Source organism: Cupriavidus sp. 291-E7 (assembly GCF_057798835.1).
Genome location: NZ_JBYOJV010000021.1, coordinates 23,923 through 45,413 on the forward strand (window position 1 = coordinate 23,923; position 21,491 = coordinate 45,413).

At 59.8% G+C, this 21,491-nt stretch carries 18 protein-coding genes and 2 pseudogenes; 13 read left to right on the top strand and 7 right to left on the bottom strand.

Annotation, left to right across the window (positions count from 1 at the left end; all coding sequences use genetic code 11):
• Nucleotides 1-401: 401 nt before the first annotated feature.
• Together AC3FLX_RS27645 and AC3FLX_RS27650 are read right to left on the bottom strand one after the other, a co-directional pair.
• Nucleotides 402-1,508, bottom strand: a complete 1,107-nt coding sequence (locus AC3FLX_RS27645) for a hypothetical protein (protein ID WP_488700519.1) — start codon at nt 1,506-1,508, stop codon at nt 402-404.
• Nucleotides 1,509-1,512: 4 nt separating this feature from the next.
• The gene (locus AC3FLX_RS27650) at nt 1,513-2,862 is read right to left on the bottom strand and encodes a cell envelope integrity TolA family protein (protein ID WP_488700520.1); all 1,350 of its coding nucleotides are present in this window, start codon (nt 2,860-2,862) and stop codon (nt 1,513-1,515) included.
• 209 nt (nt 2,863-3,071) lie between these two features.
• On the opposite strand from AC3FLX_RS27650, the pseudogene AC3FLX_RS27655 reads away from it, so the two are divergent.
• Nucleotides 3,072-3,239: pseudogene (locus AC3FLX_RS27655) on the top strand (tyrosine-type recombinase/integrase); the annotation flags it as partial.
• Between the two features lie 346 nt (nt 3,240-3,585).
• On the opposite strand, the gene AC3FLX_RS27660 reads toward AC3FLX_RS27655, so the two are convergent.
• A complete protein-coding gene (locus AC3FLX_RS27660; RefSeq protein ID WP_488700521.1) occupies nt 3,586-4,413 on the bottom strand; it encodes a hypothetical protein in 828 nt (275 codons plus the stop codon).
• Between AC3FLX_RS27660 and AC3FLX_RS27665 the strand changes: the two genes are divergently transcribed.
• The 3 genes and pseudogenes from AC3FLX_RS27665 to AC3FLX_RS27675 all read left to right on the top strand — a co-directional run.
• Complete coding sequence (locus AC3FLX_RS27665; RefSeq protein WP_488700522.1) at nt 4,412-4,573, top strand: hypothetical protein; 162 nt, start codon at nt 4,412-4,414, stop codon at nt 4,571-4,573. The genes AC3FLX_RS27660 and AC3FLX_RS27665 overlap by 2 nt on opposite strands.
• On the top strand, nt 4,554-5,195 hold the full coding sequence (locus tag AC3FLX_RS27670; protein WP_488700523.1) for a TniQ family protein: 642 nt from the start codon (nt 4,554-4,556) through the stop codon (nt 5,193-5,195). The genes AC3FLX_RS27665 and AC3FLX_RS27670 overlap by 20 nt, the downstream gene beginning before the upstream one ends.
• Nucleotides 5,078-6,702, top strand: a pseudogene (locus AC3FLX_RS27675) (site-specific integrase); the annotation flags it as partial. The gene AC3FLX_RS27670 and the pseudogene AC3FLX_RS27675, both read left to right, overlap by 118 nt.
• A gap of 247 nt (nt 6,703-6,949) precedes the next feature.
• Here the strand turns inward: AC3FLX_RS27675 and AC3FLX_RS27680 are convergent.
• A complete protein-coding gene (locus AC3FLX_RS27680; RefSeq protein ID WP_488700524.1) occupies nt 6,950-7,876 on the bottom strand; it encodes a LysR family transcriptional regulator in 927 nt (308 codons plus the stop codon).
• 116 nt (nt 7,877-7,992) lie between these two features.
• Between AC3FLX_RS27680 and AC3FLX_RS27685 the strand changes: the two genes are divergently transcribed.
• The 6 genes from AC3FLX_RS27685 (at nt 7,993) to AC3FLX_RS27710 (ending at nt 14,756) form a co-directional block, all read left to right on the top strand.
• Entirely contained in the window at nt 7,993-9,213 is a 1,221-nt protein-coding gene (locus AC3FLX_RS27685; protein WP_488700525.1) for an ABC transporter substrate-binding protein, read from the top strand.
• 34 nt (nt 9,214-9,247) lie between these two features.
• Nucleotides 9,248-10,168 (top strand): 3-hydroxyisobutyrate dehydrogenase, encoded by a 921-nt coding sequence (gene mmsB / locus AC3FLX_RS27690; protein ID WP_488700526.1) that lies wholly within the window; start codon nt 9,248-9,250, stop codon nt 10,166-10,168.
• 51 nt (nt 10,169-10,219) lie between these two features.
• Nucleotides 10,220-11,725, top strand: coding sequence for a CoA-acylating methylmalonate-semialdehyde dehydrogenase (locus AC3FLX_RS27695; protein WP_488700527.1), 1,506 nt, complete (start codon nt 10,220-10,222; stop codon nt 11,723-11,725).
• Between the two features lie 305 nt (nt 11,726-12,030).
• Complete coding sequence (locus AC3FLX_RS27700) at nt 12,031-12,897, top strand: fumarylacetoacetate hydrolase family protein (protein ID WP_488700528.1); 867 nt, start codon at nt 12,031-12,033, stop codon at nt 12,895-12,897.
• 106 nt (nt 12,898-13,003) lie between these two features.
• Entirely contained in the window at nt 13,004-13,957 is a 954-nt protein-coding gene (locus AC3FLX_RS27705; protein ID WP_488700529.1) for a VOC family protein, read from the top strand.
• 232 nt (nt 13,958-14,189) lie between these two features.
• The gene (locus AC3FLX_RS27710; RefSeq protein ID WP_488700530.1) at nt 14,190-14,756 is read left to right on the top strand and encodes an NADPH-dependent FMN reductase; all 567 of its coding nucleotides are present in this window, start codon (nt 14,190-14,192) and stop codon (nt 14,754-14,756) included.
• Between the two features lie 436 nt (nt 14,757-15,192).
• Here AC3FLX_RS27710 and AC3FLX_RS27715 read toward each other — a convergent pair whose 3' ends face one another.
• The 3 genes from AC3FLX_RS27715 to AC3FLX_RS27725 form a co-directional block, all read right to left on the bottom strand.
• Nucleotides 15,193-15,951 (bottom strand): GntR family transcriptional regulator, encoded by a 759-nt coding sequence (locus tag AC3FLX_RS27715; protein WP_488700531.1) that lies wholly within the window; start codon nt 15,949-15,951, stop codon nt 15,193-15,195.
• Nucleotides 15,952-16,041: 90 nt separating this feature from the next.
• Complete coding sequence (locus AC3FLX_RS27720) at nt 16,042-16,236, bottom strand: helix-turn-helix domain-containing protein (protein ID WP_488700532.1); 195 nt, start codon at nt 16,234-16,236, stop codon at nt 16,042-16,044.
• A 2-nt stretch (nt 16,237-16,238) separates the two neighbouring features.
• The gene (locus AC3FLX_RS27725; protein ID WP_488700533.1) at nt 16,239-16,724 is read right to left on the bottom strand and encodes a helix-turn-helix domain-containing protein; all 486 of its coding nucleotides are present in this window, start codon (nt 16,722-16,724) and stop codon (nt 16,239-16,241) included.
• Nucleotides 16,725-16,727: 3 nt separating this feature from the next.
• Here AC3FLX_RS27725 and AC3FLX_RS27730 point away from each other — a divergent pair, with 3 nt between their 5' ends.
• From AC3FLX_RS27730 to AC3FLX_RS27740, 3 genes are all read left to right on the top strand, one after another.
• Entirely contained in the window at nt 16,728-17,513 is a 786-nt protein-coding gene (locus AC3FLX_RS27730) for a CE1 family esterase (RefSeq protein ID WP_488700534.1), read from the top strand.
• Nucleotides 17,514-17,719: 206 nt separating this feature from the next.
• Nucleotides 17,720-20,092 (top strand): MBL fold metallo-hydrolase, encoded by a 2,373-nt coding sequence (locus tag AC3FLX_RS27735; RefSeq protein WP_488700535.1) that lies wholly within the window; start codon nt 17,720-17,722, stop codon nt 20,090-20,092.
• Nucleotides 20,093-20,229: 137 nt separating this feature from the next.
• Nucleotides 20,230-21,336: a tetratricopeptide repeat protein gene (locus AC3FLX_RS27740; protein ID WP_488700536.1), complete on the top strand. Its 1,107-nt coding sequence runs from the start codon at nt 20,230-20,232 to the stop codon at nt 21,334-21,336.
• Nucleotides 21,337-21,491 lie beyond the last annotated feature (155 nt).

Sequence of the window (21,491 nt, forward strand, 5' to 3'; positions counted from 1 at the left end):
CAAACGATGGTCGGACGCGGCACTTCCCGTCGAGCGATAGGGGCGCGCCGAAGGCCGTTCACGACCCATCTCTGCCCTTCGTACCAGCGAAGCCAAGTGACAGAATTCGGCGCGGCAACGGGCAGTGGCCCCTTTCATCGGACGCCTCCACCAGTGCGAAATTGCGAAGGCCTTTTGCCCAAGTTGACAATGCCCGCTGGGCGCCGTCGACGCCGCGCAGGATCTGTACACGTGCCGTATCGCGCCAGCTACATCGAGGGTGTGCTTCACTTCAGATGGCTGCCCTTGGCCAACTCCGCCCAGCCAGCCTGTTCGACCTTCAAGCGCGCCACCATTTCACGCGTACCGGATTCAAGGGCAGGCACCTGCCGTTGGGCTTAGGAGCCAGGCCGCAGGCCCAACTACTTTTGGGCGACCGGGCGCGTCAGCTTCGGATCCGTCACGGGGAAGCGCATGGTCACTTCCAACGTGAAGTCGCCGCCTTTGCCCGGGTCCGCGCTATACACCGCAACCAGGTAGGTCCCGGTCTGCTTGATGTTCAGCGTCGAAGTCAGTGGACTCTGACCAGCCTGTGCGTCAATTCGCTGCTGGTCCGCCCCTCGATAGATCGCCAAACTCGGGTTGAACTTTGCTGCCGTCGCAGTGATATCGAGCTTCTCGCCGGCCTTGGCATCGAACACGTACAGCGCCGCCGGAGCGTCCTTACTGCTTACGACCTTCCCGTGAAGGCTCGCGCCACGCGGCACCGTCGGGAAGCCCGACGTCAGCCTGTCGGTTGCCTGCTTCGACGTAAGCGGCTGGGTCTGGACTGTCGCCGGAGCGCCAGCCTTTGCCGACTGGATGGCCGACAGCGACGCGGCCGGCGATGTTGCCGCACCGATGGTCTGAGTGAAATCAGCGTTTGGCAGGCCTGCGTGATTCTGCTTCGTGTACGGGTACATCGCTAGCAACTGCTCACGGCTTACTGCCTTGTAAACCGTGCGTTCCAGCATAACGGTGAAAGTCTTCGTGAACGTCCCTTGGGAGGAGTTGAACGCCCATATGTGTGAAACGCCAAGATCGCCTTGTGTCTTCACGCTGCCATCGCTTTCCACTTTCCCCGTGAGTACGAGGACATCACCGCGTCCGACGAACTCTAGGCGGCTGAGGTAGCTGTTGTACTGAACAAGGTACTCCCGCGAACAAGCCTGGGCCGAGCAAATCCCTTCCACGAGGCTCAAAACGGATCCCGGCACTACCCACCGGGCGTCCAGCATCGAGTCGCCAGAAACCCAGGATTTTCCAGCAAGGTCAGCCAGAGCCCCGAAGCGGCGATGGATCTCGGCGTCGTCCGTGGTTCGGAGCTTATCGGCTGTGGTGCGCATTTCGGCGCTTCCACGGTAGCTTGGTACAGCCGTCATACAGCCTGTCAAGACCGCTGCGACGACGGCGAGGGTGGCGATTCGCGGCAGGTTCCGCGACAACCGGGTGGCATTCAGCATGGGCGTGCCTTTCGTAAGTGCGGTCATGGCGTTACTTGGCAACTTCGGTCGGCGACTCATCGCGGCAACTGAACTGGCCTGGCTGGCAGTAGAACGTCTTGCGCCCGCCGAGATCGCCGGGGCTGATGTCACGTGCGTTGTTCGCGCCCGTCGCGGCAAACCCGCAGCCGAATACCTGCTCGCGCCCGCTCGACTTGATCGGCCGCAACTCAGGGCAGCCAGCGACCATGTTCACGCTTACCAGCTCCTGCGGGGAACGATAGCCGGAAATGCTCGACGGACTGCCGCCCATCGAGCCGTTTGGCCCTTCGCACTTGAAGGCGCCCCTCTCGTTCATTGTCTTGCAGACGATCACTGCTTCATGGAAAGCTTCCTTCGGCTTTGTCGGGGTCTGGAGCGCCGCGGCAAGTTGCTTCTGCACTGCGTTGTCGGCGGCGGCATGAGCGGGCTTCGCGCGTTCGTTGATCTCGCGATTGAGTGCCTCGCGCTTTTCCGCCCAGTAGCGTTGTGCTTCCTGGGCCTTCAGTTGCTTTTCGCGCTCGGCGTTCGCCTTCGCCACCTTCTCGGCTTCAATCTTCCTCTCGCGCTCCTCTTCAGCCTTTTTCTTCTGCTCAGCGAGCTTGGCCTGGCGTTCCTCTTCCTGTTGGCGGCGTTGGTCCTCCTTGGTCAGTACGTAACCTGGACGCCAGTTGAGCGCGTGATACTTGTGCGAATAATGCTGTAGACGGTTCTCACGCAGTTCCTGCAATTTCGCGCCGTCGGTAGTGGTGTCAATGTAGCCGGCGTATGTCTTGTCGGATTGGACGCCGACCTTCTGCTTAATCTGCTCGTAGAGGCGCTTCATCTGCTCCGCGGTGGGATACGCAGGAACGCGTACCACCTCGGAATGGTAGTAGGCGTCGTACGAGTCGTTTGACATGAGACCTTGCACGCGCAGGGTAACCATCAGCGACATATCCTTCGTCGCGCCCTTCATGTCGATAAGTGTGGCCGACTTGTTTTCGGAGATGATCTTCTTTACGTACGCGTCGTAACTTGCTTCGCTCTCACGAAGCCAACAGCGTGTCCCTTCTCGGACGCGAACACCCTCTTTCTGCTGGATTTGCGCCCCGAAGGCTTCAGCGAGTCCATCTAGGTGTCCACGATTGAACTCACCCGGCACGTAGGCAACAGACATCAGTGTCGAGTAGTAGCTCTTGTTATTAGTCTCACAGAACCCCAGCACTTGCTTGACGTCGAACGAATCTTTGGGCAGTGCCACCGGCTCGAACTTCGGAGCCGTGATGTAGACGGTTTCTGCCACAGCAACGTTACCTGCCAGAGCGCCCAACAACATGGCGAACAGCAGCGCTCTCGACGATTTGATCGTGAGTCGTTTCATACCCTTCCTCCCCGGACCTTCTAGTTATCAATGGCGCGCGCGATGGCGGCGCTTGGATTATGCAGAGGGCCGACACTGCAGCCACCCTACCTTTGAGGGGTGTGTCGGATTGAAACGCGCGAGCGGCAGCGGTGTGGCGAATGGTGCGCACGGGAGTGTTTTGGGATGACCTGCATCGTTGGAGCCGCCGTCGTGTGCGAAAGATCGGGCGACGCCTGTATGCGCGCACGCTGGTGGTTGACCATCAGGTGCCGCTGCCCGCCGCCCAGGCACTGCTCGGCCACGCTTTCGTGCAGACCACGGCGGCCTATGCCAGGACGGACCTGACGCAGTTGTGTGCCTTTGTCGACGCCACATTTGCCGACGATCTTCGTTAGCAATCTCTCAGGCCGGCTGGCGCCGCAGGCGAACCTGCGCCTTGTCGAGCCCAAGCCAGACGGCTCAGATCGACCCCCTTCTGAGTCATCGGAAAGCGCGAGGCCGGATGACCGGTTGAACCCACAGCCGGCATATGACACACGGCCGTGGGGTGGGCGCGACCGGCTTCAGCCCTCGGGGTTATCCATGCACAAGGACTTGCCGACGCCAGAGGCGACTACCCGGCTATCGGCCTTTCGGGATCGCCCGAGTATCGGTATATCCCGGGCCACCGACGTAAGCGCGTCTGACTTCCTTCGGGTCCCAGGCGCGCTTTTTCTTGCCCAACAGAAGCGCTTACGGGACTTAGTTCGGACGTGTGAATTCGATGCCGGCCAGCACCAACCGTGCGTAGATGTCGCCCGTTTTTGGGCACCAGGCATCTGGCATGCCGGACTTCAGTCCAAAGCCACCAGACTCCGCGCTCCTATCGAGCATCGCGCTTTGCTCGGGCAGGATGTCGACGATAGCAAGGAAGCGTTTGATATCTGCCGCAGACTCCGCATACGAAGCTCCCGCGGCAATTTGCTCGACACAGTGCTTTCGGATGTATGCCAGTGGCACAACATGCTCGCCCCAGCCGCCACCAAGGGTGCCGCGGCCAGTGGGTACTTGGTACACGCCATTGAGGAAGTATTCGAAGGACCGGGTATGTGCGTGATGTCCTTTGCGTGCCAGGTAGCGGGCGAGCCGAACGAAGCTGCGTTCCTGAATCACGCGAGGATCCGTGACCGTCGCAAATGATCGAGTCGCAGTCGTACACATAACCGCCAGCTCGCCCAGATCGTCGTCAGAAAGATTCGGGATAGGCCCATGCTCACGGCAACGGTCGATGAGTGCGACTGCCGCTTCGACGAGGCTCATCCTGTGGGTCTTAAAGCAGGCGGTAACAAACGCGCGAAGCTCACGATTGCCAAACGCGAGCGGGAACTTGAGAAGGTCCATTACGCGCGTGTCGCCGACGCTGTCTTCCTCCCACATTTCCCAGAAGAAGCGGACGGTCTCAAAGGCCGCGCGTACGACGTCGGCGCGAATTTTAGTATCGGGGTGCTCATGGATTTCTGCGAGGCGGCGAACTCCATCAATCTTTGGGGTAACGAAATCTTGTGCTTGCAAATCGGCGGCTATTCCCATGGAGTCGTTCTCGCGTGCCGTGGAGATTTTGCTCAAGGATAGCGAGATCCGGGACGTGCCGTGGTATTGCCCGGAGCTATCGCTGTGGACCTACGCGGTGCAACACTGCGGCTACGTGCAATCCCGTCACGCCACCGGCCATGTACTCGTTGCAGCCTGACCTGCCGGACCTGGGGCGCAAACACTTTCCGATTCTCACGCTGGACGAAAGTCGGCTGACGCCTGCGATGGGCTATGTCTTCAAGAGGAAGTGGATCGCCCCTCACGAAACGCTGGTCTCGATCCTGTGGAAGTTCGAGCGGGCAAATGGAATATCAGGCCACCTGGTCGCGCGCCTGTTGGGAGCGGATATCGACCCGTACGAAGGCGTCGTGCCGCAGCTTGGCCTGGTAGATGTCGTTCGCCTGCGCGACAATCTTGCAGTACCGCTCAAGACCCTGCGCGAGGCGCTGGTGCAGCCGAACCATCGGCGACGGTACAGCAACGTCTTTCGCTATTGTCATGCGTGCCTGCTGGAGGGCGGCTATCACAGTGTGTTGCATCAGATGGAATGCGTGATCGCCTGTCCCGCGCATCGCCGGCCGCTGCAGGATGACTGTCGGCGCTGTGGGTATGTTGCGCCGTTTCGCCTGAATATCCGCTTGCTCGAGTCGCCCTACCGCTGCGGCAATTGTCGGGCGGGCTATGGCGGCGAGCGTTGGTCGCCAGACACCGCGCATCCGATGAAGGCGGAATTTCGCAGATTGCTCACGCGCCGGCACTTCGAAGCCTACGTAGGATAGAAGGCCATGCGTACTGCCTGATGCGGTTGAGGGGGGTGAACTTTGGCACTGCGACGTTGCGCGCGCTACCCTTTCCGACGCCGCAGATTAGCGACGACGTCGCACGCTGGCTGCGGGCACGTGCAGTCGAGTTCTTGCACGCGGCGGGAATCCGGACTTTGGCTGATCTCACCGTGCGCATCCCGCGCCGACGACAATGGTGGACCGCCATCCCGGGGCTCGGTCCGGCCAGTGCAAAGCGAATCGAGGCGTTCTTTGCCGCGCACCCCGTGCTCACTGAGCGGGCCCGTGCGCTGGTCGTTGCCGGGCAGCGGTCGGAGGTCGCCCCGTGGGAAATCCTGCGCGTGCCCCAGGACGTCGATGGCTCGGCCGGGGCGTTCCGCGCGCCCGCGTCCAGTTGCATCCTCGGCGCGGACAACGACTACGATGCCATCCAGGGTTGGCTCGCCCTGCATGAAACCCCGGCCACGCAGCGCGCCTATCGCAAGGAGGCCGAACGGCTAATCCTGTGGGCGATTGTCGCGCGCGGCAAGGCATTGTCGTCGCTGACCACCAAGGATGCCACCGAGTACGCGCCTTCCTGCGCAAGCCGTCGCCGCGCGAACACTGGGTCGGACCTCCGCGGCCGCGCTCGGCGCCAGACTGTCGGCCGTTCGTGGGCAATCTGTCTGCGCGCTCGGTGGCGCAGGCGCTCGCCGTGCTGAACGCCATGCTCCGCTGGCTGGTCGAGCAGCGCTACGTCGTCGCCAACCCGTTTGCCGGCATCAAGGTGCGCGGCAGCCAGAACGCCAAGGCGGTGGCGACGACCCACGCCTTCACGGAAGGGGAGTGGCTGCTGGTGCGAGCCATTGCCGAGGGGCTGGAATGGTCGTACGGATGGGAAGGGCCAGCAGCGCAAAGGCTGCGTTTCCTGCCGGATTTTGGGTATGCCACGGGCCTGCGCATCAGCGAATTGACCCGGGCCACGCTGCGCAACGTCGAAGTCGACGCCGCCGGCGACCACTGGCTGCATGTCGTTGGCAAGGGCGACAAGCCAGCTAAGGTTACTCTGACACCGCTGGCGCGCGTCGCCCTCGCGCGCTATCTGCAGGAGCGCAGCTTGCCGGTCAGCCGCGCCCGTTGGAATCCCGCGACGCCGCTGGTCGGCAGCCTGAACGGGAGCGAGTCCGGCATCACAGCACTGCGCCTGTGGGAAGTCATGCGGCGGTTCTTCCGGCTGGCCGCGGAGAACTTGGCCAGCGATCATCCGCCGCTGGCCGAAAAGCTTCGTCGCGCTACGCCGCACTGGATGCGTCACACTCACGCCCCGCACGCGCTTGCCAAGGAGGTCGAGCTGAGCGCGGTGCGCGACAACCTGCGCCACGCGTCGATTTCGACCACCTCGATCTATCTGCGTAGCGATGACGTCAAGCGCGCGCGGCAGGTTGGGCGGGCGTTTGCAGCTGAACGAAAGTCCGACAGTGCTTTTTTGGTGCAGCGGTTGAGACACTCGTCCACGAGACGCTGATCGCGTCCAGAGACACAATCATTTCGCGCGCCGCAAACGCTTGCCCAGCAAGGCTTTGACGGACAATCGGATCATTTTTGTCCCAAAGTGACACTTTTATTGTCGAAAAAGTGGCAGATTTAATGCGGACTACGACTACTTCGCGCGCTTGCAGTCCCTCGGCTGGTTCCCAACCGTGGCGTCGGCAGTCCATGCGGCCACTGAGTAGGTCAGGTTGCAGGTCGAACAAGCATGTGCGCGTGTTTGCTCAGTTCGAGTCAAACACGATGCGGGTTGACTTGCCCATCAAGAATTCCTCATTGATTGAGGTAACTTTTCGAAGATAGTCCCATAGAGCGCGAATCCTTGCCAGTTCGCGACGCTCTCGTGGTGCAACCATCCAGAAGGTACGCGTGATGTCGACTTTGGTTGGAAGAACCGGCATAAGTCCTTCCGTCACGTTACCGAGAAAACATGGAAGAACTGCGATGCCTAGACCGGAACGTACGGCCTGGAGCTGTGCGATCACGCTGGTACTACGCAGGAAGGGGGTGACGGTGGGTAGCCATTTGCGCAGGCTAAATTGCTGATCGGCGAAGATGAGGTCGTCAACGTAGTCGATCCACCGGTGTTGCTCTAGGTCTTCAACGTTCCGGATTGGCGGGTGGGACCGCAGGTATTCTGGCGACGCGTAGGGAAGCAGGCGATAGTCGGTCAGCCGACTTGTGACAAAGCTATCAACGGTGGGCCTGTCGATGGTTACTGACGCGTCGGCTTCACGCTTTGACAGATTGATGTTACGAGGCATGGGAAGCAGATCCACGGTGATGGCGGGGTGCCGCGTGCAGAAGTGCGCCAGATGTGGGGCCAGGAAGTAACTGCCGAATGCTTCCGTGGCACCGAGTCGGATCTCTCCGGTCAACGCCACACTGTCGCCGTACACGTCGGCCTCCACCGCCGTGAAAGTACTCTCCAACTTCTCCACATGGTCCAGCAGGCGAAGGCCCGCACTCGTCAGTCGGTGTCCCTGCGAGCTGCGGTCAAAAAGCTTGGCCCCCATGACCTGCTCCAGTCGGTGCAGGCGCCGTGAGATGGTCGATTGGTCGATGCCCAGGGACTGAGCCGCCTCTAACGCAGACTCTGCCCGCGCAACGCCAAGGAAGACTCTGAAGTCGTCCCAGTTGAATTTGCTCATGCTTGCGTCAGTGTTGGTTATGCAAAAACACAAAGCCAAGATCATATATTTGCATAACTAGATGCAAAAATGTGAATTTAGCATACGGGTTCTCATTCGAATAAAAGGAGACAAGCATGAGAACCCTCGTCATTCTTCGAACGGCTTTGTCGGCGCTTGTTCTGACACTCGGTGCTCAGGCAGAGGCCCAGATCTCCGACAACGTTGTCAAAATCGGAATTCTGACCGACTTCTCCGGGCCGTACTCCACGTTGGGTGGCCGGGGATCCGTGATTGCCACGAACCTTGCGATCGAGGACTGCCTCAAGACCGAATGCAAGGGGCTCAAGATTGAGGTCCTGACGGCGGATCACCAGAACAAGGCAGACGTTGCTTCGTCCCGTGCCCGGGAGTGGCTGGATCGCGATCATGTGGACGCCTTCGCCGACCTGACCAACTCCGCCGTCGCTCTGTCGGTGCAGAAGCTGATGCGAGAGAAGGGCGCAGTTGGTCTGTTCAACGGCGCCGCCACGTCGCGCTTGACGAACGAAGACTGCTCGGCAACCAGTTTTCACTGGATGTACGACACGTACTCGGCCTCCGCCGGTGCCGCTGCCGCCATCACGCGGGCAGGCTGGAAGTCTTGGTACTTCATCACCGTGGACTATGCCTTTGGGCGCTCACTGGAGAAGGATGCGACAGAATTGGTCAAGGCCAACGGAGGTGAGGTGATCGGGGCGGTGCGTCATCCGCTCAATGCCAGCGACTTCTCGTCCTTTGTCCTGCAGGCGCAGTCCTCCAAGGCGCAGGTGATCGGCCTTGCGAATGCGACCCAGGATGCGATCAACACGATCAAGTCGGCGCGCGAGTTCGGTATCGTCGATAAGGGGCAGAAGATCGCTGCGCTGCTCCTGCAGATCACGGATGTCCATGCCATGGGGCTGCCAGTGGCGCAAGGGCTGACTTCGTCGGAGGGCTTCTATTGGGACCTGGATGACCAGACGCGCGCGTTCGCAGCCCGCTTCGAGCAGCGTTATAAGACTAAGCCCAATCAAGTGCAAGCGGGTGTGTACTCAAGTGTCTTGCACTACCTCAAGGCCGTCGCGGCCGCCAAGAGCGATGCGGCGGATGTGGTGGCGGCCAAGATGCGCGAGCTTCCGATACGCGATGCCGTGATGCGCAATGCCAGCATTCGGGCGGATGGTCGGGTGGTCCACGACATGTATCTCATTGAAGTGAAGAAGCCGCAGGATTCGAAAGGCCCCTGGGACTACTACAAGGTGTTGGCTACCATTCCCAGTGAAACCGTGTTCCAACCGCTTAGCAAGTCCCAATGCCCGCTAGTTAAGAAGCTGTGATCGACTGCTACACAACAACGGTCTGCACGCTAACGTGCCGGTTACACGCAGTGAGGTATTTCTAATGCAGATAGCCTTTATCGGTTTGGGCAACATGGGTCTGCCCATGGCCTTGAACCTGGCCAAGACGGGATACTCGGTCAGCGGCTTCGATCTCTCGGCGCCGGCAATGCAATCGCTCGTCGCAGCGGGCGGAGCGAAGGCTGAGTCCGCGAGCGCGGCAGCAGCCGGTGCCGACGTGGTGATCACGATGCTGCCCACTTCCGCGCATGTCCGTGACCTCTATTTGGGCTCAGGCGACCTGTTGCGCAGGGTCAAGGATGGTGCGCTGCTCATTGATAGCTCATCGATTTCCGTGGGGGTTTCACGCGAGCTGGCCACGGCTGCCGCGTCGCGCCAGCTCGACATGATCGACGCGCCGGTGTCTGGCGGCACCTTGTCGGCCCAGGCCGGCGGGCTGACTTTCATGGTCGGAGGTACGCCGCAGCAGATAGACCGGGCCCGCCCGGTCCTGGAGCGGATGGGTAAGAAGATCCTGCATGCGGGGGGTAGCGGCGCTGGTCAGGTGGCCAAGGCCTGCAACAACATGCTCTTGGGGATCATCATGGTCGGGAACAGTGAGGCCCTACAGCTGGGTGTGTCCCAAGGACTCGATCCCAAGGTGCTCTCCGAGATCATCGGCAGTAGTTCCGGTGCGAACTGGTGTCTCGCGACGAACAACCCGTGCCCCGGCACGGTGGATACCTCGCCATCCTCGAGAGGCTACACCGGCGGCTTCGCAGCCGACCTGATGCTCAAAGACCTGGGCCTCGCACTCGGCGTAGCTGTCGAGGCCGGCGCCACCGTGCCGCTCGGTGCGCTGGCGCGCAACCTGTTCGCCCTCCACAGCGCGCAGGGGCACGGCAAATTGGACTTCGCCAGCATCTTTCAGATGCTGGCGCCGCGTTCAGCCTGACTGATGCGCTGCCGAATCAATATCCACGACAACATTTCCCGAGAGACAGACATGACGCAAATCATTGGACATTTCATCACCGGCAAGATCGAAGCCAATTTCGGCGAACGATCTGGGCCGATCTACAACCCATCGACCGGCAAGGAGATCGCGCGCTGCGCATTCGCCGACCGGGCGACGCTCGATCGCGCGGTCACCGCTGCCACCGAGGCGGGCAAGCGCTGGGGACAAACTTCACACGGCGCACGCATGGCTGTCGTTTTCAAGCTGCGCGAACTGATGATCGCCAGTACGGACGAACTCGCCGAGGTGATCGGCCGGGAGCACGGCAAGACAATCGCGGATGCGAAGGGTGAGATTGGCCGCGCCATCGAGGCCATCGAATTTGCCACCAATGCTCCGCACGTGACGAAGGGCGAGTTCTCGAAAAACGTGGGTGGCGACATCGATGTCTATTCGCTGCGAGTGCCGATCGGCGTCGTTGGCTGTATCACCCCGTTCAACTTTCCAATCATGGTTCCGGCCGTGATGATGACAATGGCGGTCGCTGTGGGCAACGGCATCGTCTGGAAGCCGTCGGAGAAGGTGCCGAGTGCCGCCTTGATCTTCGCCCGGCTCTGGAAGGAGGCCGGCTTGCCAGATGGGGTCTTTAACGTCGTCCAAGGCGACAAGGAGATCGTTGACGGGATTCTTGAGCATCCGGGCATTGCAGGGGTCAGCTTTGTGGGCTCGACAGGCGTAGGCGAATACATCTACCAGAAGGGAACTTCCCACAACAAGCGGGTGGTCGCCTTCACCGGCGGCAAGAACCATATGGTGGTCATGCCAGACGCCGATCTGGAGTCAGCGGCCAGTGCCTTCGTCGCGGCGGGCTATGGGTCGGCAAGCCAGCGCTGCATGGCTGTTTCTCTGCTGTTGCCTGTGGGTAAGGGGACGGCGGAGCGTCTGCGTGAGTTGGTGGTGGCGAAGGTGAATGCGCTCAAGGTCGGCCCGTACAACGATCCCACGGCTGACTTTGGTGCCGTTGTCTCCGCGCAGTCGAAGGCTGCTGTGGAACGGGCCATCGCAGAGTGCGTCGAAGCTGGCGGCGAGTTGGTGCTGGATGGGCGCGGCATCCAGGTCGCGGGCCACGAAGATGGCTTTTACGTCGGGCCGACTCTAATCGACAGAATCACGACGGATATGACCTTCTACAAGGAAGAGGTGTTCGGTCCGGCGCGCGGGATCATGCGCCCTGCAACCTTCGACGAGGCCATTGCCATCACCAACGCGCACGACTATGGCAACGGCTCGGTGATTTTCACCCGCGACGGCAAGTCCGCGCACCGCTTCGTCTCTGAGATCGAGTCAGGGATGATCGGCGTAAACGTGCCTGTGCCGTTACCGGTGGGCTACTTCAATTTTGGCGGGCTGCGCCGCTCTAAGTTCGGCGAGTCCCACCTGTACGGCCCGGATGCCGCGCGCTTTTATACCAAGCTCAAGACGGTCTCGCAGCGTTGGCCCGAACCTGACCAACAGTCTGCACCGGTGTCGCTTGCCTTCAACGCGAGCGCCTGACGTCACCGGATCGGCGCCGCCCATGGTGGGCGATGGTCGGTACTTTCTGCCGCGCTGCAACGATAAATATATCTACAAAAGTGAAAAATTACCGTCGCGTCGTGCACCTAATAAAAGATCCTCCTTTCGCGGTTTTTGTTGCAAAAGATCCATTTTTCTCATGATAAATGACGATTTAGGGGTTAAACACTTACGTTTCGGATGGCTGAAATACGTTTCGCTCTTATCAGTTTTTATATATATTTTTCTAACTTGATCACGCGCGGTCACGCTTCCATTCACCTTCAGAACCACCAATGTCCCTCATGAAACTGGTTGCTTATCATCCCCAAGATGCCGTGTCTCAAGCGGCTGTCCACATTGGCGTGCTCAATGGGGACCTGCTCACGCCTCTGACTTCGTTGGACGCTTTCTACGCGGACACGGCTAGCTGGCTTGCGAAAGCGCGCGTCGCCGGCGGTGGCGCGCTGCGCCTTGCCGACGTGCGTCTTGCCGTGCCCGTCCCGGCGAGTGCGAAGATCATTTGCGTTGCCATTAACTACGTCGAGCACGGCAAGGAAGGCGGGCTGCCGACGCCGTCATTTCCCAACCTGTTCGCCCGCTGGGCCTCGACGCTGGTGCCATCCGGCACGCCTGTGCCGGTTCCGCAGTCGGAGCCCGATGGCATCGACTGGGAAGTCGAACTCGCCGCCATTGTGGGCAGCACTCTCCTCGAAGCGAACCAGGACGAAGCGGCCCGCGGCGTGCTGGGCTATACGGTGTTCAACGACCTGAGCGGGCGTGCCTCGCAGTTGCAGAGCATGACGCTCAGCACGGGGCAGTGGGCGATCGGGAAAAACCTCGACAACAGCGGCGTCGTGGGCTCGGTGATCGTGACCGCCGATGCCTTCGACGCGAGCAATAAACGCCTGACTACCAAGGTCGACGGTGAGCTGATGCAGAACGGCACCACGGCCGACATGGTGTTCTCGGTGCCGCGAATCATCGAATTCATTACACGCACGATCACGCTCAACCCGGGCGACCTCATCGCCACCGGCACGCCGTCTGGCGTGGGCTTCGGCCGCAACCCCAGGGTCTACGCTAAGCCGGGTTCAGTGGTCGAGGTGGCCATCGAGGGGATCGGCGCGATCTCCAGCCCGATCGTCTCTCGGAGCGCTAGGCAAGCATAGGCCGGCAGCCATACGCGCCGCCCCTGAAAGATGTGTCTCTTCTCGGGCCTGTGCGGCGTGCCAGGCGGCAATTCGCAGTTCAAAAGAAAGAAAAGGAGATAAGGACATGATCAAGGTTTGTGACGTGAAGTACGTGGTCTACGGTGTCAGCGACCTGGCCAGGACCAAAGCGTTCATGCTCGATTTCGGCCTGCTGCCCGTGGAGTGGCCAGAGTCTGACCGCATCGCGTACTTTCGCGGCGCTTTGACCGATCCCTACCTATATATTGCCGAGCCTTCGGATGAACCCTCATTGAAGGCGATCGGAATCGAAGTGGAGAGTTCTCAGGATCTGGAGCGCGCGACGGAGATTGCCGGGGCCTCGGCGATTCGAGCGCTCGACCGGCCTGGCGGCGGGTGCTGCGTCGAAGTCACCATGCCCGGCGGTCTTAGGCTGGAACTGGTCCATGGCATCGCGGACGTAGCGGCACTTGCGATCCGGCCGGCCCTGTCACTCAATGAGGGGATTCGCAAGTCGCGCATCAACATCCCCCAGCGGCCGACCCGCGAGCCCGCCCAGATCCTGCGCCTGGGGCATGTGGCCCTGGGCGTGCCGGATCCTGTGGCGGGCAAGGACTGGATGGAGCGTCATCTCGGCATGATCGTCTCTGACGCGATGCTAGTGCCCGGCACCCGCAGCGAGTACATCGGCTTCTTCATGCGTTGGGACCACGGCGACACGCCAAGCGACCATCATTCGCTGCTGGTGGCCAAGGCAGATCCGGCCACCGTGCATCACATCTCCTTCGAGTTGCAGGATATCGATTCTGTCTACATGGGCCACGAGTGGATGAAGGCCAGAAGCCATCGTCTGCACTGGGGGGTGGGCCGGCACGTGTTGGGCAGCCAGGTCTTCGACTACTGGTGGGATCCAGATGGCTTCCGTGTAGAGCACTATGCGGACGGCGATCTCTATGACAACACGGTACCGGCGACGACTGTCGAGGGTACCTATGATCAGCTTTGGACGTGGGGGCCCGAAGTTCCTGAGAGTTTCTTCCAGCAAACTCGCCAAGTTTGAACAACGGTTCTATGTAATCAAATACAGGGCACCGATCCTCCGGTTCGAAGGGACCGGCTCTGCGGTCGGAGGTCCTTCGGGGGCTTATTGCTAGGCGAGCGGGCGTTGGCGCGTGGCGTGCGACGGCCAGAGGCGCACTTCAAGGGCCGGGAAGCGTTCATCCGAATGCACCATCTTGCGGTCTGGCCAGATGCGAGGGGCACTTGGAAACTCGCGAGGGAGATTTCGAATCATGAGTGAACTCAAAATTCTCGGCTTGTGTGGAAGTTTGCGAAATGGGTCGATCAATCGCCAGCTGATGCTGGAGGCGGCGCGCTTACTTCCGGCCGATCTTTCTTTTGAAACGGCAGAGTGGCGAAACATTCCGCCCTTTGACGGCGATTTGCTTGAGCAGGGATTCCCGCAGGAGGTGCTCGCTCTTCGCCAGCAGATCGGGCGTGCGGATGGCGTGTTGATTGTGACGCCTGAGTACAACTTCTCGGTGCCAGGCGTGTTTAAGAACGTGCTTGACTGGGTCAGCCGGGGTAGCGACCAGCCCCTAGCGCGAAAACCCGTCGCATTGCTGTCGGCTACCCCCGGCCCGACAGGCGGGGCGCGGGTTCAGTACGACGTGCGTCGTATTCTTCTTTTCATGAATGCAATGGTCTTGCAAAAGCCCGAGGTATTTGTCGGCCACGCCGCAGATAAATTTGACTCCGATGGTCGTTGCCTGGATGACGTTACGCTCAAATTTCTACAAGATCAGATGCTTGCATTTAGGAAGTGGATCGTCGACGTGAAGCGAATGCAAGAGCCCTAGTCGGTTGTCGCCAGCGTACTTGGCTCTCGGTAGTGGGGGATTGGAAGGTTGCAGTGACCTCCGTCACGGCCAGGGATTTTCTGCAACTCTCGTTACCGAGAGACCTACCCATACCTGCCGGCGCAAGTCTCCCCCTTGAGTTGTGAACGGGTGGTGTTTCACATGTCTCAGGGCATGTCCCGGCGAGAAGGGCCATCCGCCAGGCGTTCGCATAGAAGGTCGTGCAGGGTTCGTAGAGAGCGGTCGGTGCCGTAGCGTTCGTGCATTGCACAATGCCCGCTGTTAACGTGCATCCGACCGTTGTCATACGAGCTGGTGCGATTGAGGTGTGAGTGGTTGACCGCCTTGAGATCCGGGTTGAATTCGGTCGCGACGATGGCGTAAGGCAACTCGGCGTTGCGTTTGGAAACAAGGCATCGGCTACGACAGCACAACATCAAGGGGATGCGAGTGGCGTAACGCTCGCGTGGGAACGCACATCGGAAGCGCTGCGACGCTGTGCCTTCAATCCAGTTGGTAGCTCAGCTACCCCGATCGATGTCGTTCGAGCAATATGCTCGCAGGAGAGCACGACTGCGAGTTCCACCCGGCGCTGGATGGCCGCCTCGAAAATCTCTTTGTGTTCGGTTGTGATGTTACGCAGGGGGCTCTCACTGGCGCCAGCTGAGATGTGCCGATAGCGCGTAGTTTGGTCTCGAAGTTCATCTGTCAGTTTTAACAGCCAAGGTGACTTACAGCAGGAAAACAACGCCTTGTGAAAGCGGTCGTGCGCTGCCTCCCAATCGGGATTGATCCTACGTGCATTCTTATCTGCATAGATACGATACCTCCCCAACTCGTGGTAAGCCTGAGTCAAGCGTGCCTCCCATTCTTTGTCCGCATTCTCAATGGACTCACGCAACACAGTCGGTTCGATCAAGAGCCGTACACGAGTGAGATCGGTTAGTTCCGACGCCGACACCATACGGACAGCGAAGCCGCGTTGGTCACGGCTTTCCACGAAGCCTGTGGTCGCTAACCGCGACAAAGCTTCACGCAACGGAATGGCCCCAACATCATAGAGTCGCGTGAGTTCTACGATCTTGAGCTTCTGGCCAGGCTGCAGTTCGCCGCGAATGATGTCCGAACGAATACGCTCATAAAGTATGGATGCAGTCGTCTGCTGCCCTTTGAGGTCCGTGGTTGTTGCTGGCATAGGAGGGCGACCGCGTCGATTGATCGGCCAAGTTAGTATGTGAAAATATATATAAATCGTAATGCCAGTTGATTGATCAGCGCATCCGAACTAGGCTGCAGTTACAAATCTGCGGCGATAGGCGCTCGGGCTCATGCCTATTCGCTCGCGGAACAGACGTGAGAAGGAGCTGGCGTCGGTATAGCCAACTTGGCTCGAGATCTGATCGATGCTCAGATCTCCCAGTTCTAACAGTTTTCGGGCCGCATCCAGCCGCAGATTCTGAAGGTAGCTGACAGGAGTCATATCTAGGGCCGAGCGGAAGCGTCTGGCGATGGTCTTTTCGCTGACGGCGAGGACTTCGCCATATCGCAGATGCCGATTTCCTTCTGCATGTTTCTTTGCAGCCAGTGCTGAGCCCGGTTGACAATCGAGTCGGCATGTTCCTTTTCCGAAAGAAGCGGCAGGTACGGTGTTTGCGTGGACTGGCTGATGTCGATCAGCATGCTTTTTGCTGTCTGTGCGGCGACTACTCTTCCGGAGAAGCGCTCGACGACCCGAATGGCCTGTAGCAGATAGGACGCTGAAGCGCCCGCACAGATAAGACGATCCATCTCGGTGATAACGGGATGCAATTGAAGATCCACAAAGGGAAAGCGTGCGCGGAACCGCTGCATAAGCCACCAGGTCGTTGTGGCAATTCGATAGTCCAGCAGATGCGTCTGTGCAAGGAGGAATGTGCCGGTGCAGTTCGCCGCCAACCACACGCCTGCATGCCATTGCTGCGCGATCACGAAATGAAACTCATCGACACAACTAAGGAGTTCATCCCCGGCACGCCGCGACGCTGGCTGACCTATCTGCCGAGCAATTACGCGGCGCTGACGGCCGGCGGGAAGAAGATCCCGTTGGTGTTCAACCTCCATGGCCGCAATGGTTCGGCGCACTGGCAAGCCGTGACAACGCGCTGGCAAGAGATCGGCGAGCAGAACGGCTTCATAGTTGTGTACCCGCAAGGTCAAGGCGCAACGTGGACAAACGACATCGCCACCACCAACACGGACGTGGCCTACATGCTGTCGCTCATCACCGAGCTTGAGAGCAAGTACGCAGTCGACCCGACCCGTATTTATCTCAATGGCGTGTCGATGGGCGCTGCATTTACCAACCGGATGGCCGTGCAGTATCCGCAGCTCTTCGCCGCGATCGCACCGTGCTACTCCGGCCATCTGAGCCCAGCCAACTACACGAATCCAATCGTGCGTACGGATGTCCCGCTGCCGACGTGGCAATGCCGCGGGGCGGACGAAGTGCCGACTGACTTCCCTGGCGGCACCGCGGGAGAAGCCGCAGCGCAGGTGTTCTGGCGGGAAACGGTTAACAAGAATAGTGGCGTCCCTACGCTTCAGCTCGATAGTCGGAAGGTCACGCAGATCTGGAACAACGGCGTCGCCGAATACCGCTGGCAGGTCACGGAGTATCAGCCCCACTTCTGGCATGAGAGTGAGGCCCAGAAGCTGTGGAGCGAGATGTTCTCGAAGTACCAGCGCCAGGCCGATGGTTCTCTGACTCGCCTGCCGTAGCGTCAGGCTGTCCCCAGCGCAGATGCACCGTGGTGGATGAGACTGCGCTGGGTCTTTTCTTCTAGTTCTCCCCGATGTCCGGTGCGAGGGGAGAACTCAACTCATAACTACAAATACAGGCGCGCTTTGAAGGGGCGGGTAGCCGCACGCCGCGCCGTGAGTTTTCGCTTGCATAACCAGATCCGCTAAACCAACGAGGAGACCTCATGGCGATCGAAAAAAGGCACTGGCAGGCCTTAACTGCATTAGCTGCAGCAATGACCCTGTTCGGCTGCGGTGGTGGCGATGACCATTCGCCTACCGGGTCGAATCCTGGAACGTCCAATCCGCCGGGGACATCTAATCCCACGCCGTCCGGCGATTCGTTCCGGCTGGCTGGTCTCGTCTACAGCGCACCCGCTGTCACGACCGACGGTTCTGGCGGCCAGATCGTTCAGGCGAGCATCATGACCCAGAATGGCGTGCAGACCATCTCGGCGCCTGCCGCGTCCGCGGATGCTGTTGCCGCTATCAAGGCAGATTTGGTACCCGGCAACCTGGTGGACTGGATTCCGGGCACGACCGCCAATACTGCGACGGTCCCCGCAGACGCGGGCCAAGCATTCAACGTCATCCTGGCGAAGGGAAACTCCGCTGCAGCGCAGTTCAATCTCGCCAAGTACGGCCCGTCTGTTTCCCGATACCAAGACAAGCCGGGCCAGATGGTGGCGGCGGGCTGGATCTATGGGAAGACGCCGGGAACGATCACGGTCGGCGACGGCAATATGGTGCTTGCGGACATGGCGGGACGTCCGTACTCGACACCGATCAAGCGCTACGAAGAAACGTACAACCTTGCATCCAACGTGAAGGTGTACAACATCAACACGTCGGATTATTCGAAGAGTACCGTTTCGGACTATGGGTCGATTCCGGTGACTGCCGACTATTTCTACGGCACGACGTCGCGCCAGGCGGCCTATCTGCTGTTCGACAATAACTACCAGAACGCGGGGGGAGCTAAGGTTGTTGCAATCTGGTACTTCACGCCCCAATCGACGACAGATGGCAAGCCGGTCTGGGAAGTGCCGACGCAAAGTCCGCTGCTGGCGACCAAAGGCAACGATCCGGTGTCGGGCCAGCCGTATGTCAGTATCAATGCGACGACGCCGACGTCAGCTCCGTACACGCGGAGCACCGAGCCTTTCGAAATCGTGAAGAACACGATGTACTTCGTGGGCGATAACGAAGTAGCGTCGTACGTCCTGAAGGCCGACATGGGCACACCCAACGACCCGTCCGACGACAAGGTCATCAAGGTGGACGCCGGCTGGCCCAACAGCGGCTACCAGTACTGGAAGAACATGGAAATGGTGGGAATTGATCCCCGTTCCGTGACCGACATCTGGCTGACCCACGGCCACATTGACCACTACGGCACCATCGTCGAGCAGCTCAAGATGATGGACAACGCAGGCAAGCAGATCAAGCTGTGGGGCTCCAGGGAAGACGTGCAGGGCGTGACCACCGATGGCCAGGGCAATACCTGGAATATCCCCGGTGCGTTGCCGGCCTCGGAGACGGTGATCCGGGCGCGAACGACGAACTTCTACGAGTACGACAAGTGGTATGACTTCGGCAACGTGCAGGTGATGGTGATCTGGTCGCCAGGCCATACGCCGGGCACCACCAATATGCTGTTCAAGGTGAAGAACCCGACTGACGGCAAGTTCTACACGTTCGGCTATCACGGTGGCTATGGCTTCAACGGTCTCGAAAAGCCGACTGCCACCAACGGCTGGCTGCGCCTGGGCTTCCAGCATGGCTTCAGCTACCTCCAGAACATGGTTGATGTCGACTTTGTTTCGCCTCAGCATACCAATCAGTATCCGATTGTTGAGGTGTATCAAGGATTGAAGGCCTACAACCGTAATCCGTCGAACGCCGGTCAGCAGTTGACCATGATGGATGCGCTGACCTCTCGCGTCACGGATTCCGCCAAGGTGAATGGTGTTGGCCTGATGAGCGAGTTCGAGAACCAACTGGAGAAACGCCGTTCGGTCGTGTCATACAAGGCAAGCGACACTGCCAACACGTCGTACCGGAGTCTTGAGACGTCGGGGCCGTTCAAGCCGGGCCGTGAAAGCGGGCTCGCCGGCGTGAAGGCCACCATACTCGATGGCGGCCGTATCATCCAGGGCTTTACGGCTGCGCAAAACAAGAACCCCAAAATCCCGTTGCTGGCCAACGGTGTCTCGAGCGCATCCGATACCTTTACCAATGACCCGACCGGGTTCTATGTGCAGGTCTACATCGACGTTCAAGATTCGGGCTACAAGGGCTTCTTGCCACAAGGGCTGACCCAAGCCAGTCCGGGGCTCGGTACAAACGTGACCTATAACGGCGGTCCGGTCGAATCGATCCACGCTGCGAAGGGTACGTTCCACCCGCCTGAAGTGCTGCGCACTCAACGTCTTGGTTCGTTGGCCGATGCACAGGCTGTGCTCGCATCGATTGCCAAGGGCAAGACGGTGACGATCTCTCTGACGCCTGATAGCCAGATCGTTGTCCCGACCGACGTCACGCAGACGTTCCAGTAAGTTCCTTGCAAGGGGTCACGTCAGACTCGGCCCCTGCTAGGAATACCAAGGCACCCAGGGCGGGAACGCCCCGAGTGCCGTCAGCATTAGAAGTCTTCGTCGCTCGCTTCATTGAGCCGAGGACAAGGTAGAGCAGGATGCATATAAAACTTCACACATTGTTCCTGGCTTCCCTGCTGGTCGCCGGGTATGCGCAAGGCACCGTCTCGGATGCTGCCCGGAAAGACGGTGTCACGCCGACCGGCTCCATATCGGTCACCGCCCTATCCGAACTGGCGCAACGTGGTAACGCAGAAGCTCAGTTTGAGTTGGGACGCAGATACTTCACCGGTTCCGGCGTTGCCCTGGACCGGAAGAAAGCGCAGGACCTGTATGCGGCTGCGGCCGCGCAGGGAAATGGAAAGGCAGAGTACAAGGTTTCGCAGTACTACAAAGGGACTACCGGACAGGCATTCGACCTGCGCAAGTCCTTCCAGTACCTGACGCAGTCGGCGGAGCATGGCCATACGGTGGCGCAAGCCGAACTGGGGTTTCTGTACCTCAATGGCAACAGCGTCGCATTGAAAGATCTCGCTTTGTCCTTCCGATGGTTTGAGAAGGCGGCAAAGGGCGGCTCGATGGTGTCCCAATGCATGCTGGGCGATTTCTATAAGGGTGGCCTTGGCGGTGTGAAACAGGACTATGCCGAAGCCTTCCGTTGGTACAAGCAGACCGCGACGGCGCAAGACCGTTGCGCGCCCAAGTCGCAGTACGAGATGTACGTAAGTTACGAGGCGGGTCACGGCGTAAAAAAAATCTGCCGGAAGCCGTACGCTGGCTCAAGCGGTCTGCGGACGCCGGCAATCCGATCGCGCAGGCGGCGCTGGGTCGCGCCTATCGCGAAGGTCATGGCGTGCCGCGAAACCCCGATCTCGCCACGATGTGGCTCAAAAAATCCCGAGAGGGGGTCGCGCCGCATGACGACGAGGATGAGGACGAACATTCTCATTAAGGCGCCAATTTCTCTCCTACACGACGCCAACTGTGCTGCACGATTCGAACAGACTTGCCACACCTTCCACGAGGCGTTCGCCATGTACACCCCAGACGGCGGAAAGTACGTTAATGATCGCATCGCAGGCCTTCTGAACGCCGCTGACGTGCTCGTGAATTTTGTTCAGTCGATAGACAAAACGCACACGATCGTGGCACTCGTTCGGGGAATATTGGTGTCGCAATCGTTCCTGCCTCCGCTTAAGAGTTAGGGATAACGCGACGTCGCTTTTCGGCCGGTCTGGACTAGCGATGCCTATGGAGACTCGCACCTAGCATGGAGCGGAGGAACCCCAAAGCGCCCCTGTGGAGCGCTTTCGAGAGTTTGTTATCGATTATTTCCGTCAGCGTGCCGTCAACCAGGAAG

Excerpts from the sequence above, each read along its gene's own strand:
- AC3FLX_RS27650 (WP_488700520.1), bottom strand. The coding sequence starts at position 2,862 with ATGAAACGACTCACGATCAAATCGTCGAGAGCGCTGCTGTTCGCCATG.
- AC3FLX_RS27700 (WP_488700528.1), top strand. The coding sequence starts at position 12,031 with ATGAAACTGGTTGCTTATCATCCCCAAGATGCCGTGTCTCAAGCGGCT.
- AC3FLX_RS27660 (WP_488700521.1), bottom strand. The coding sequence starts at position 4,413 with ATGGGAATAGCCGCCGATTTGCAAGCACAAGATTTCGTTACCCCAAAG.
- AC3FLX_RS27670 (WP_488700523.1), top strand. The coding sequence starts at position 4,554 with ATGTACTCGTTGCAGCCTGACCTGCCGGACCTGGGGCGCAAACACTTT.
- AC3FLX_RS27645 (WP_488700519.1), bottom strand. The coding sequence starts at position 1,508 with ATGACCGCACTTACGAAAGGCACGCCCATGCTGAATGCCACCCGGTTG.
- AC3FLX_RS27665 (WP_488700522.1), top strand. The coding sequence starts at position 4,412 with ATGGAGTCGTTCTCGCGTGCCGTGGAGATTTTGCTCAAGGATAGCGAG.
- AC3FLX_RS27705 (WP_488700529.1), top strand. The coding sequence starts at position 13,004 with ATGATCAAGGTTTGTGACGTGAAGTACGTGGTCTACGGTGTCAGCGAC.
- AC3FLX_RS27715 (WP_488700531.1), bottom strand. The coding sequence starts at position 15,951 with ATGCCAGCAACAACCACGGACCTCAAAGGGCAGCAGACGACTGCATCC.
- AC3FLX_RS27735 (WP_488700535.1), top strand. The coding sequence starts at position 17,720 with ATGGCGATCGAAAAAAGGCACTGGCAGGCCTTAACTGCATTAGCTGCA.
- AC3FLX_RS27740 (WP_488700536.1), top strand. The coding sequence starts at position 20,230 with ATGCATATAAAACTTCACACATTGTTCCTGGCTTCCCTGCTGGTCGCC.
- AC3FLX_RS27730 (WP_488700534.1), top strand. The coding sequence starts at position 16,728 with ATGAAACTCATCGACACAACTAAGGAGTTCATCCCCGGCACGCCGCGA.
- AC3FLX_RS27695 (WP_488700527.1), top strand. The coding sequence starts at position 10,220 with ATGACGCAAATCATTGGACATTTCATCACCGGCAAGATCGAAGCCAAT.
- AC3FLX_RS27720 (WP_488700532.1), bottom strand. The coding sequence starts at position 16,236 with ATGACTCCTGTCAGCTACCTTCAGAATCTGCGGCTGGATGCGGCCCGA.
- AC3FLX_RS27710 (WP_488700530.1), top strand. The coding sequence starts at position 14,190 with ATGAGTGAACTCAAAATTCTCGGCTTGTGTGGAAGTTTGCGAAATGGG.
- AC3FLX_RS27680 (WP_488700524.1), bottom strand. The coding sequence starts at position 7,876 with ATGAGCAAATTCAACTGGGACGACTTCAGAGTCTTCCTTGGCGTTGCG.
- AC3FLX_RS27685 (WP_488700525.1), top strand. The coding sequence starts at position 7,993 with ATGAGAACCCTCGTCATTCTTCGAACGGCTTTGTCGGCGCTTGTTCTG.